The organism is Coprococcus sp. TM115-187, assembly GCF_027679115.1.
GTDB classification, from domain to species: domain Bacteria; phylum Bacillota; class Clostridia; order Lachnospirales; family Lachnospiraceae; genus Allocoprococcus; species Allocoprococcus comes.
The window spans coordinates 82,510-94,510 of record NZ_JAQEKS010000003.1 but is presented as its reverse complement, the minus strand read 5'-3'; the positions used below and the strand labels follow the sequence as shown (position 1 = coordinate 94,510).

Sequence of the window (12,001 nt, the reverse complement as noted above, 5' to 3'; positions counted from 1 at the left end):
TTTACATCTGCTTATTTTTCACTACTCATTTTCCACTTGACATTCCCCCACTTTCATCATACCATTTTGTAGAATGTTTATTGTTATGAAAAGTGGATTTACAGAAAAGGGGAAAATCACAGATGAAAAATTGGAATCAGGTTAAGCTGGTGCCGGAATTTAATGAACAGGGTGTAGCCTGTTATAAACTGGCCGGTGGAAACTATGTAAATGAATATTATGTTGTATCGGAAGCAGAGACAAGAAAGCTTCTGAATACACCGGAGATCGTCGGATATGAGGTATATGACTGCCTGATTCCTTCTACATCTCAGATGCTTTACTATTTTAAGGAACAGAAGAAAGTGACAACTGCAAATATTCTTTCTATCTTGAGAGGAGCGTTGAACTATCCGTTGGAGGAAAGCTGCTACAGAGAGCACATCCGTGTACACGATATCAGTTTCTTATCCAGTGAACGTGTATTTGCGGATGAAGAGATTGCAGGGCTTGAAATCAAATATAGTAAGCTTACCATGGTTCCGGACAGCACACTGATGATCGGAGATATCATTGCAAGTGGGGAGACTCTGATCCACTGCCTGCGCTATGTGACAGATTTTTACAGGAAGAACGGAGCAAAGCTTCGCAATATTATCATTTTCACAATTGGTGGAACAAAGGGAATTGAGATTCTTGAGAATCTTACCAGAGAGATCCGTGAGTTCTGGCCGGAATTTGAAGGGTTCATTACCGTGTATTATGAAGGAATTTTCAGTACTTATCAGGATAAAGGTGTGTCAGGAATCAACCTTCCGGATGTGGACTTCTACTGGAAGGATGGAATCATCGCGCCGGAGTTCAGAAGAGAGACACTTTCCATGTGCAGTCCGCTTTTTGAAAAATGTATCATCTACGATGGCGGGGCAAGACGCTATGAGATTCATGAGCATGTAGAGGAAGTTCTGGAATTCTGGGAAGGAATCAAAGAGAGAGCAGATAAGATCGATTTTAAAGAACTGCTTGATGAAAAGATTGGATACCCGACACCGATCAGTTATGAGGACTGGATCGAGAAGAACCACTATGAGAAGATCCGTCCGGCAGACACCAAGTGGCTGTACCGTCAGGAACAGGGATATATCGAGAGTATGAAAAATATTACATTAAAAGAACTGGCAGATCAGAGAATTACCGAATTTACCGATTCTTTGAAGAAATATATGCTATAAAAAGAATGAACTTGTTGATCACAGAGAATGGAATGAGGTAAAAAATGAGCAAAAACACGAAAGATACAACTGTTGATATTGACTATGCGGACCAGGCAGTCCCGAAAGAGGGCAGAAAAGGTTTCCTGACCATGTTTATGATTATGCTGGGATTTACATTTTTCTCGGCAAGTATGTGGGTTGGGCAGCAGATGGCAGCAGGACTTGATTTCTGGGGATTTATCAAGTCCCTTCTCCTTGGAGGAGCGATCCTTGGTGTGTACACAGGACTTCTGGGATATGTAGGTGCAAAGACCGGACTTAGCATGGATCTTCTGGCAAAAAGAGCGTTTGGAGAAAAAGGATCTTATCTTTCTTCTGCAATGATCAGCTTCACTCAGATCGGATGGTTCGGTGTAGGTGTTGCGATGTTTGCAATCCCGGTATCAGGAGAGCTTCTCGGTGGAAGTAAGGCTGCGATGTGGGCTCTGGTATTGGTTGCAGGAGGCTGTATGACCGCTTCTGCATATTTCGGAATTGATTCCCTTACGGTGGTAAGCTATATTGCAGTTCCGCTCGTTGCGATTCTTGGAACGGTAGCAATGGTGATGGCAGTTCGGCAGGGAAATGGAACGATCGTTGACCAGTTTGCAGTATCCAGTGGATCTGTGACCGTGATCGGTGGAGCGGGTATGGTAGTCGGTTCCTTCGTATCAGGCGGAACGGCAACTCCGAACTTTGCAAGATTTGCAAAGGATGCCAAATCAGGTACAATTGCAACGGTTGTAGCATTCTTTATCGGGAATTCACTGATGTTCTTTTTTGGGGCGATTGCCTATATTTTCGTTGGCGGAAATGATATCTTTGAGGTTATGATCCGTCTGAATCTGTTCTATATGGCGATTCTGGTTCTGGGACTCAATATCTGGACCACCAACGACAATGCGCTGTATTCAGCAGGTCTTGGACTGGCAAATATTTTCCGGCAGAAGAAGAAACCGATGGTTCTGATTTCAGGTATTATCGGAACACTTCTTTCTGTATGGCTGTATTACAATTTCTGTAACTGGCTGAACGTACTGAACTGTACCCTTCCGCCGGTAGGGATTATCCTGGTGCTCTCGTACTTTATAAATAAGAAGGAGTACGATAGTGATAAAGTAGAAATCAAAACTGTGAACTGGTTTGCCGTGATCGGTGTGATCGCAGGTGCAGTGGTAGCAAATCTTGTGTCATGGGGAATTGCTTCGATCAATGGTATGGCAGTTGCAGCGGTCTGCTATGTGGCTGGACAGGTGGTTTGCAAAAATCGTGAAGAAGCGGCAGAAAATGCATAAATGAATAGCGTAAATGAACGGGCAGATTCGGGGAACAGAGTCTGCCCGTTGTTATATTATGGAGCAGGATTACGCATAAGGTTATCAGTCTAAACAATATTATTAAAAAAACTGACCATAAGTCAATAAACAAATTGACTTATGGTCAGTTTTGTTGTATATTGGTTTTGTAAAATAAATGACCAATAGTCATTGAAGGAGAAAAAATAAAAAAGAAAAGAGGAATAAAGTATGGTAAAGGTTGGCAAAAAGATTGTTAAATTCAGAGTACCGATACTGATACTCAGTATTATCCTTTTGATTCCGGCTGTGTGGGGGTATGTGAACACCAGGATCAACTATGATGTGCTGACTTATCTTCCGGAAGACATTGAGACAATGCAGGGACAAGAGATCATGACGAATGATTTTGGGATCGGGGCATTTTCGATGCTGATGGTAGACGGCATGGAAGATAAAGAGATTGTGAAGCTGAAAGAAAAGGTAGAGAAGGTAGACGGAGTAGAGAATGTACTCTGGTATGATTCACTGGCTGATATTTCGGTTCCACAGAGCGTGCTTCCGTCAAAGCTGTATGATGAGTACAACACAGAAGACGGAACAATGATGGCGGTATTTTTCAAAGACGGAACTTCATCCGATGAAACCATGAAGGCAATTACCGAGATCCGTAAGATCACCGGAGAGCAGTGCTTTTTAAGTGGAATGTCTGCGATTGTAGAGGACACCAAAGAGCTTGCCGAAAAGGAAACACCACTTTATGTACTGATCGCAGTCGCACTTTCTGCACTGGTTCTGGCAATTACGATGGAATCGATTTTTGTTCCGGTATTGTTCCTTTTGAGTATCGGAATCGCAATCGTATATAATCTTGGAACGAATGTATTTTTTGGAGAGATTTCTTATATCACGAAGGCACTGGCAGCGGTACTTCAGCTCGGTGTCACTATGGACTATTCTATTTTCCTGATGCACAGTTATCAGGAGCAGCAGGTGCGCTATAACGGAGATAAAGAGCGGGCGATGGCACACGCGATTTCCCAGACCTTTTCATCCGTAATCGGAAGTTCAGTTACGACAGTTGCCGGATTTATCGCACTTTGCTTTATGAGCTTTACGCTTGGAAAAGATATCGGTATCGTTATGGCAAAAGGTGTTATCTTCGGAGTTCTGGTCTGTGTAACCGTTCTTCCGTCCATGATCCTGTGCTGTGACAAGCTGATCGAGAAGACAAAACACAAACCGCTGCTTCCGGATATTGGAAGAATTTCGGATAAGGTGACAAAGCGTTACGTGATTTATGTAGTAGCATTTGTGATCCTTCTGTTTCCGGCGATTTACGGAAACAATCACACAGGTGTTTACTACAATCTGGACGAATCGCTGCCAAAGGATCTTCCGAGTGTCATTGCGAACACGAAATTAAAAGAAGATTACAATATGAATACCACACATATGATTCTGGTGGACAGCTCGGTTGCAGGTTCTGACGTCAAGAAGATGTCACAGGAGATTGAAAAAGTAGATGGTGTTAAATGGGTACTTGGACTGGATAACCTGGTCGGCTCCGGTGTTCCGGCAGATATGCTCCCGGAATCTGTCACCGGTATGCTGAAAAATGACAAGTACCAGCTGCTGATGGTAAATTCTACGTACAAAGTAGCAACGGATAAAGTAAACAAACAGATTGAGCAGATTGATAAGATCATGGATAAATATGATAAGGGTGCAATGCTGGTAGGAGAAGGACCATTGACAAAAGATTTGATCAACATTACAGACACGGACTTTAAGCGTGTAAGTGCAGTGTCTATTGGAATCGTATTTGTGATTATTCTGCTTCTGTTCAAATCAGTTACTATTCCGGTGATCCTGGTCGGTGTGATCGAATTTGCGATCTTTGTGAATATGGGTATTCCGTTTTACACTGGAACAAAGCTGCCGTTTGTGGCATCAATCGTAATCGGTACGATCCAGCTTGGCGCGACTGTGGATTATGCGATTCTGATGACCACCAGATATCAGAGAGAGAGAAGCCGCGGCGCAGGCAAATTTGACGCGATCACAACAGCACATAAGTTCTCTGCGCAGTCGATCATCGTCAGTGCGCTCAGCTTCTTTGCTGCAACGATCGGTGTCGGACTTTATTCCAATATCGATATGATCAGTTCGCTGTGTATCCTGATGGCGAGAGGTGCACTGATCAGTATGGTGGTTGTTGTGCTGATCCTTCCGTCCTTATTCATGGTATTTGACAAGATTATTGTAAAGACGAGCAAAGGTTTCCGACCTACAGGCTTGAAATCATAACCACATCATAGTATAATTTCCTTGGATTATTATATGATACAAGGAACGGAGAAAAAGATCCGTGCGTATCAAAAGGGCTGATACAATCCTACTATCATAAAAGGAATAAGGAGGAATCCACTATGATTAATTGGAACAATTTGGATACACTTACATCATTTAAAGAACTTTCGGAAGTAGAACGTGTCAATCTTGCAGAAGTGATGTCCGGTGAGAACGGAGCAGAACGTGTTAAGGATTACAGCGTTTCGATGACAGAGGATCTTACTTACAATTACGCTGCAAAAGCAGTAGATGATAAAGTACTTGCAGCACTTGCAAAGCTTGCAAAAGAAGCGCAGCTGACAGAAAAGTACGCAGCACTCTACAATGGAGAAGTGATCAACACAGGAGAAAAGAGACTGGTTCTTCATCAGCTCACCCGTGGACAGCTTGGAGATAAAGTAGAAGCTGACGGAGTAGACAAGCGAGAATTCTATGTTAAGCAGCAGCAGAGGATCGCAGATTTTGCCAATAAAGTACATGCCGGCGAGATCACAAATGCAGCAGGTGAGAAATTCACAACAGTCGTACAGATCGGTATAGGTGGAAGTGACCTTGGTCCTCGCGCAATGTATCTTGCACTTGAGAACTGGGCTAAGAAGAACGGCACATTCAAGATGGAAGCCAAATTCATCAGCAATGTTGACCCGGATGATGCAGCAGCAGTACTGAATTCAATTGATGTAGCACATTCTATTTTTGTTCTGGTATCAAAGTCAGGAACAACTCTTGAGACTCTTACCAATGAGTCATTTGTAAAAGATGCCCTGAAGAATGCAGGTCTGGATGCTTCCAAGCATATGATCGCTGTTACAAGCGAGACATCACCACTTGCAAAGAGCGATGATTATCTTGCAGCATTCTTCATGGATGATTATATCGGAGGACGTTACTCATCTACTTCAGCAGTCGGTGGTGCCGTACTTTCGCTGGCATTCGGACCGGAAGTATTTGCACAGTTCCTTGCAGGAGCAGCAAAGGTAGATGAAGTTTCCAAGAATGAAGATTTATTGAAGAATCCGGCAATGCTGGATGCGATGATCGGTGTATACGAGCGTAATGTACTCGGATATCCGGCAACAGCCGTTCTCCCATATTCACAGGCACTGAGCCGTTTCCCGGCACATCTGCAGCAGCTGGATATGGAATCCAATGGTAAATCAGTTAACCGCTTTGGCGAACCGGTAGATTACCCGACAGGTCCGGTGATCTTCGGAGAACCAGGAACAAACGGACAGCATTCCTTCTATCAGCTTCTCCACCAGGGAACCAACATCATACCGCTCCAGTTCATCGGCTTCAAGAACAGCCAGATCGGAACCGATGTTGTGATCCAGGACAGCACAAGCCAGCAGAAGCTCTGCGCAAACGTAGCTGCACAGATCGTAGCATTTGCATGCGGTAAATCAGACGAGAACCGCAACAAGAATTTTGAAGGTGGACGTCCGTCAAGTATTATCATCGGTAAAGAACTGACACCAGAGACACTCGGTGCACTTCTTGCACATTTTGAGAATAAGGTTATGTTCCAGGGATTTGTATGGAATGTGAACAGCTTCGACCAGGAAGGTGTTCAGCTTGGGAAAGTACTTGCCAAACGTGTACTTGCCCATGAGACAGACGGAGCACTGAAAGTATACAGTGATCTTTTAGATATCTAATCAGAATTAATGAAAGAGACCAGAGTCGGTGCGGATTTTAGGATTCGGACCGACTTTTTGGATACGAAAATATGCAAGAGAAGCTACCAGGATATTCTGTCAGGATTTCCGGCTGAATGATTGTTTTTTAGGAAAAAGACATAAAACCAGGAAAAGAGAAAGACTATGAAATTAGAAAATTACGAGGTGCATCTCCCGAATTATTCCATCGGAGATGCAATTTACGATAAAATCGGACCGGTCTGTGAATCTTATGGAAAAACGGTACTTGTGATCGGCGGAAAAAGGGCACTTGATGCGGCTTTTGATAAGATCAAAGCGGCGGTCGACCAGACGAATCTGGAGATTATTGGAAAAGAACTTTATGGGAAAGACTGTACCTATCAGACGGTAGAAAAGCTTCGCCGGATGTCGGTTTATCAGAAAGCAGATATGGTATTTGGAGTAGGAGGGGGCAAAGCACTGGATACGGTAAAATGTCTGTGTATCACAGATGATAAGCCGGTGTTCAGCTTCCCGACAATCGCATCCAACTGTTCGGCATGTACATCGGTGTCAATCATGTATAACGAGGATGGTACATTTCTGAAACCGAATTTCTTCGTGCGTCCGGTCATGTATGCATTTATCGATACAGAAATCATAGCAAAAGCACCGAGTCAGTATATGTGGGCAGGAATTGGTGATACCTATGCAAAATACTATGAAGCAACAATCTCATCAAGGGATGAAAGACTGGAACATTTTACCTCACTTGGTGTAGCAGTCAGTCTGATGTGCAGGAATCCTCTTCTGGAATATGGACCGAAGGCATTTGCAGACCATAAAAAGGGACTGTGTACATACGATGTAGAGCAGGTGGTTCTGGCGATCGTTGTGACAACCGGAATTGCATCCATTTTCCTTACAAAAGATTTCACACCGGATTATAACAGTGGACTTGCACATGCAATTTTTTATGCTCTGACGAAGTATCCGGTGATCGAGCAGCGGCATCTGCACGGGGAAGTAGTTGGATTTGGTGTGCTTCTGGCACTTCTTGTAGATGGACAGGAAGAAGAATTTGAGAAAATATATCAGCTGAATCGCGAGATAGGGCTTCCGGTGTCCTTGAAAGAAATTGAGATTACAGAGGATGAATGGAAAGAAAGTATGGGACATATTCCGAAAATGTCGGATGTAGCACATTACCCATATAAGGTAACCCGGGAAATGCTGGAAGATGCAATGCAGAAACTGAAAGAAAGAGTCAGAAAGGATCAGAGCCATGAAGAATAAGAAATCCGCAACTTCCTCTATGATTCTTGGGGTAGCGTTTGTCTGGTTTACAACACATTTCGGAGGTGGATTTGCCTCGGGTGCGCAGATCTACAGTTATTATGTGCGTTATGGAATCTGGTGTCTTCTGATGCCGGTTCTGGCCATGGGATATAATGCGGTATTTTTCGCGTACTGCCTCCGGTTTGCGAGAAAGCATGAGGTATATGATTACCGGTCTTATAACAATGCGTTTTATGGGAAGTTTGCGCCGGTATTTTCCAATTTGTTTGAAGTACTGTATATTTGTGTGATGTGCGTGGCTCCCGCAGTTGCATTTGCGACAGGCGGAGCGACCTTAAGTACCCTGACCGGACTTCCGTATCTGCTGTGTACGTTGATTATCGGCATATTTATCTTCGTTGTGGCAGTATTTGGAACAGACCTGGTGCGTAAGGTGGCTTCTGTCCTGTCTGTCTGCATTATCGCAGGTCTTCTGATTGTGTATATTCCAAATATCATCGCAGGTGCAGGGCAGATTGCAGATACAGCTTCACGGATGACTGCAAATGGCGGATCCTTTGGGAAAGCACTCTATTCAGCATTTATTTACGGAACATTCCAGCTGGCAAATGTGGCTGTTTTTGTGCAGCATGCCAAGAGCTTTGAAAAGCCGGATGATGCGATGCAAAGTATGGGAATCGGATGGATCATCAATGCACTTATGATGATTATGGTTGTGCTTGGGATTATGACTGTTTGTACCAAGCCGGAGATGAGCGAGGCGAGCGTCCCGACACTTTTTATGGTGCAGTGCGGTGTTGGAAAAGGATTTATGATGCCGCTGATTTCTGTTTTGATCATTCTTGGAGCGGTATCTACGGCAGTTAATATGGTGGCTGCAATGGTGAAAAGAATCTGCAGTAGTCTTAATAAAGTGAAGAAAGAGACGGAAATGGGTAAAAAAAGTAAAATTGGTACAAAGGAAATTGTGGCAGCATTTATCTGCTGTGTTGTAGATTTTGGAATCGCACAGTTCGGGCTTCTGACACTGATCCAGAAGGCGTATAGTGTGCTGGCGTATCTGGCGATTCCGGTAATCCTTATTCCATATCTGATCCACATGGCAGTGACCAGATTTGATACGAAGTAATGAGAGAATAAAGGGAAAAGAGGACAAAAGATGCCAATCGGTGTTATAGTAAATGTAAGTATGGTGATGCCGGTTAGTTATCTTTGGAGTACTTATATTTTACCATTAGTGAGGTGATGGAATGGCAAAGATTACAGTGTGGTCAAAGCAGCATGAAAATGTCTGGAAAGTTCTTCAGGAAACCGGACGATATACGGTAAAGCGAGAGTATATCATAAAGGATCTCAAAGAACATTCGGAGCTGGTTCTGGATACTTATGAATGGCTGGTCAAGAATGGACCGGACTACGGGAATAAACCGGCGGATGTGGAATTTCCGGTATGGGTATCCTTCAGGCAGGATGCAACGATGCTTCCGGAAAAAGGAAGAGTGATCCTGGAACTGGAGATCGAAGAATCCCTGATTACCAGAGTGAATTTCACAAAATGGGGAATGATCCTCAACTATTCCTATATTCCGGCAGACAAGGCGGATGAAAAGCGGCACAAAGAGCTTCTGGAAGCCTATGGAGTCAGCGACACGCAGGCGTATATGTCGCAGTTCTATCCGGAGATCAAACGGGAGATCCGGGAGAGCTGGAAGAGGCTTTTTGATGATGACATCCAGATCGGAAGTGATGGATGTTATGGAAACATCTGGGAGGTGCGAAGAGAATGGGTGAAAAATGTAATACAATAACCTTATATGCATCACAGGCAGACCCGGTAATCGAAGCAATTGAGCGGAATGGCGTGTGCTATTCCAAAGAGGCGTATGTGCGGAAAAAATATCAGGAAAGTGCAAAGATTTTCACAACAGCCTATTCCTGGTTTGTGCGTGAGATGGAGAAATATGTGAAGAAACCGGATGGTGCGGAGTATCCGTACTGGGCATTCCGTGAAGCCTATAATGTGGATCAGTCGATGGGCGGCAACTTCCTGACACTGGAAGTACCATTGGATGAAGTTCTGCTTTTTGATATGTATGACTGGAATAAGATTCTCTGTCTCAAATATATTGGGGAAGATGAAAAAGATGAGGAGCAGTTCCAGGAGCAGCTGGAGATGTATGGGATCAAAGAGATGGATGCGGTGTTGAGTAATTTTTATCCGTTACAGAAGCAGCAGATCCTGAAAAGCTGGCAACGTCTGACACGGTATCATGAAGAATTGGTACATGGAAATACAGAGCTTGTAAGGGATGTACAAGCAGGACTCTGGAGAATAAAAAAGGAGTGGATCAGATAGATGAAAGTATTGGTATACAGAAAATGCAGCACCTGTCAGAAGGCGCTGAAATGGCTGGAGGCGCATGAGATTGCATTTGAGGAACGGGCAATCGTGGAGGAAAATCCAACCTATGAAGAGCTGAAGGAATGGCATGCGATGAGTGGGGTCCCGCTGAAAAAGTTTTTTAATACAAGTGGGATGCTTTATAAGCAGATGCAGCTGAAAGACAAGCTTCCGACGATGACGGAAGATGAGCAGATAAAGCTGCTGGCGACAGATGGTATGTTGGTGAAAAGACCGTTTGTAGTTGGGGACGGATTTGTACTGACCGGGTTTAAAGAAAAAGAATGGGAAGAAAAATTGTTGAAGTAGTGGGGAAGATGAGTGCTGTAAAAGGTGCTCATCTTTTTATTCTGCCTGTAAAGAGTGTGTAAAAAGAATTGAAAGAAGACGGAACACTTACGAAACTGAGTAAGAAATGGTTTGGACAGGATACGGCTCCGGAAGAGGACCGATTTGAAAAAACGATAAACTAAAAAGAAAAATAACGGGTAACTCAATGAAAAGAGGAACCCGTTATTTTTTATTCAGATTTTTTTGATTTTATTAGACCAAGAAGCAGGACGGTCGGAAAAATAATGGCTGCGAAAATCCCGGTTTTCAGACTGCCGCCGGCGTAGGAAGATACCAGACCTGCAAGCGTCGGACCACCGGAACATCCCAGATCTCCGGCAAGTGCAAGGAGGGCAAACATTGTTGTGCCGCCACGTGGAATAGAGACGGATGCGGTGCTGAAAAGTCCCGGCCACATAATTCCAACGGAGAATCCGCAAAGCGCACATCCCAAAAGGTTCAGCGCAGGAAATGGAAGGATGGAAATACATAAATAGGAAAGGATGCAAAGAATGCAGCTTCCTCTCATGAACAGATCCAGCCGGATCCTGTCTCCGTATTTTCCGTAAAGCAGCCGGGAAGCCCCCATACAGGCTGCAAAGGTAAGAGGACCGGCAAGATCGCCGAGTGTTTTGGAAATGTGCAGGCTTGTCTCGGCAAAAGTGGATGCCCATTGGCTGACTGCCTGTTCGCTGGCACCGGCACAGGTCATCATAAGCATTAACATCCAGAAGATTTTAGATGTGCACAATTCTCTGAGAGAAAGTCCCTGTTCACCTTCTTCGTGAAGGGAGTAGATTGGTGCACTTCTGAAGAGGAAAGTGTTAAATATTGGGATGACAGCCCACATAAGTGCGAGGATTTTCCAGTGCGATATTCCGAAAAACCAGAAAAATGCGGTTGATAACAGAACAACGCCCACATGCCCCCAACAGTAAAAGGAATGCAGGAGACTCATTGCTTTTTCTTTGTTATCAGTAGGGCAGGCTTCAATGATCGGGCTTACCAGTACTTCGAGAAGTCCACCGCCGATCGCATAAATGATAACTGCGATTACAAGTCCGGTATAAGGGGAGGAAAAAACTTCCGGAAGAACGGTGAGTAATATCAGTCCTGCCGCAGAAAGAATATGCGCAATTAAAATCGAAATGCGGTATCCGATCCTGTCGATGAAGAATGCGGATAGAAGATCGACAAACAGCTGAATGATAAAGTTGAGTGTGATCAAAAAGGTAATTCGTTCTAGTGAAATATGGTAATTATTTTGGAAAGTGACAAAAAGAAGAGGAACAAAATTATTTACGATAGCCTGAACGATGTAACCAATAAAACAAGCGTAGATGGTCTGCATACAATTTGTGTTTTTTTTCATTTCTTAAAAGCTCCTTTCAAAATAACACTATATCATATTGGAGGGTGGATGTCTTGACGAATATCGCAGAAACATAG

10 protein-coding genes are annotated in these 12,001 nt (G+C 43.8%); 9 read left to right on the top strand and 1 reads right to left on the bottom strand.

Annotated elements, in window-relative coordinates:
* Positions 1–122 precede the first annotated feature (122 nt).
* From PGW42_RS03580 to PGW42_RS03540, 9 genes are all read left to right on the top strand, one after another.
* Complete coding sequence (locus PGW42_RS03580) at positions 123–1,211, top strand: hypothetical protein (RefSeq protein WP_044999117.1); 1,089 nt, start codon at positions 123–125, stop codon at positions 1,209–1,211.
* 44 nt (positions 1,212–1,255) lie between these two features.
* Complete coding sequence (codB, locus tag PGW42_RS03575) at positions 1,256–2,527, top strand: cytosine permease (RefSeq protein WP_195548864.1); 1,272 nt, start codon at positions 1,256–1,258, stop codon at positions 2,525–2,527.
* A 231-nt stretch (positions 2,528–2,758) separates the two neighbouring features.
* Entirely contained in the window at positions 2,759–4,837 is a 2,079-nt protein-coding gene (locus PGW42_RS03570; protein WP_173686939.1) for an efflux RND transporter permease subunit, read from the top strand.
* A gap of 122 nt (positions 4,838–4,959) precedes the next feature.
* The gene (locus PGW42_RS03565) at positions 4,960–6,540 is read left to right on the top strand and encodes a glucose-6-phosphate isomerase (protein WP_117557404.1); all 1,581 of its coding nucleotides are present in this window, start codon (positions 4,960–4,962) and stop codon (positions 6,538–6,540) included.
* Positions 6,541–6,705: 165 nt separating this feature from the next.
* The gene (locus tag PGW42_RS03560; protein ID WP_270203008.1) at positions 6,706–7,818 is read left to right on the top strand and encodes an iron-containing alcohol dehydrogenase family protein; all 1,113 of its coding nucleotides are present in this window, start codon (positions 6,706–6,708) and stop codon (positions 7,816–7,818) included.
* A complete protein-coding gene (locus PGW42_RS03555) occupies positions 7,808–8,950 on the top strand; it encodes a YkvI family membrane protein (RefSeq protein ID WP_270203007.1) in 1,143 nt (380 codons plus the stop codon). Before PGW42_RS03560 ends, PGW42_RS03555 begins: the two co-directional genes overlap by 11 nt.
* A gap of 121 nt (positions 8,951–9,071) precedes the next feature.
* Positions 9,072–9,629: a DUF3841 domain-containing protein gene (locus PGW42_RS03550; protein WP_008373458.1), complete on the top strand. Its 558-nt coding sequence runs from the start codon at positions 9,072–9,074 to the stop codon at positions 9,627–9,629.
* Complete coding sequence (locus PGW42_RS03545; protein WP_055296491.1) at positions 9,605–10,177, top strand: DUF3841 domain-containing protein; 573 nt, start codon at positions 9,605–9,607, stop codon at positions 10,175–10,177. The genes PGW42_RS03550 and PGW42_RS03545 overlap by 25 nt, the downstream gene beginning before the upstream one ends.
* Positions 10,178–10,531, top strand: coding sequence for an arsenate reductase family protein (locus tag PGW42_RS03540; protein WP_055247510.1), 354 nt, complete (start codon positions 10,178–10,180; stop codon positions 10,529–10,531).
* A gap of 211 nt (positions 10,532–10,742) precedes the next feature.
* Here the strand turns inward: PGW42_RS03540 and PGW42_RS03535 are convergent, their stop codons facing one another.
* The gene (locus PGW42_RS03535; RefSeq protein ID WP_270203006.1) at positions 10,743–11,924 is read right to left on the bottom strand and encodes an MFS transporter; all 1,182 of its coding nucleotides are present in this window, start codon (positions 11,922–11,924) and stop codon (positions 10,743–10,745) included.
* Positions 11,925–12,001: the final 77 nt, after the last annotated feature.

What these genes read in the sequence shown, in the direction of transcription:
- PGW42_RS03560 (WP_270203008.1), top strand. Translation starts at nt 6,706, where the DNA reads ATGAAATTAGAAAATTACGAGGTGCATCTCCCGAATTATTCCATCGGA.
- PGW42_RS03555 (WP_270203007.1), top strand. Translation starts at nt 7,808, where the DNA reads ATGAAGAATAAGAAATCCGCAACTTCCTCTATGATTCTTGGGGTAGCG.
- PGW42_RS03540 (WP_055247510.1), top strand. Translation starts at nt 10,178, where the DNA reads ATGAAAGTATTGGTATACAGAAAATGCAGCACCTGTCAGAAGGCGCTG.
- codB (WP_195548864.1), top strand. Translation starts at nt 1,256, where the DNA reads ATGAGCAAAAACACGAAAGATACAACTGTTGATATTGACTATGCGGAC.
- PGW42_RS03550 (WP_008373458.1), top strand. Translation starts at nt 9,072, where the DNA reads ATGGCAAAGATTACAGTGTGGTCAAAGCAGCATGAAAATGTCTGGAAA.
- PGW42_RS03535 (WP_270203006.1), bottom strand. Translation starts at nt 11,924, where the DNA reads ATGAAAAAAAACACAAATTGTATGCAGACCATCTACGCTTGTTTTATT.
- PGW42_RS03580 (WP_044999117.1), top strand. Translation starts at nt 123, where the DNA reads ATGAAAAATTGGAATCAGGTTAAGCTGGTGCCGGAATTTAATGAACAG.
- PGW42_RS03570 (WP_173686939.1), top strand. Translation starts at nt 2,759, where the DNA reads ATGGTAAAGGTTGGCAAAAAGATTGTTAAATTCAGAGTACCGATACTG.
- PGW42_RS03565 (WP_117557404.1), top strand. Translation starts at nt 4,960, where the DNA reads ATGATTAATTGGAACAATTTGGATACACTTACATCATTTAAAGAACTT.
- PGW42_RS03545 (WP_055296491.1), top strand. Translation starts at nt 9,605, where the DNA reads ATGGGTGAAAAATGTAATACAATAACCTTATATGCATCACAGGCAGAC.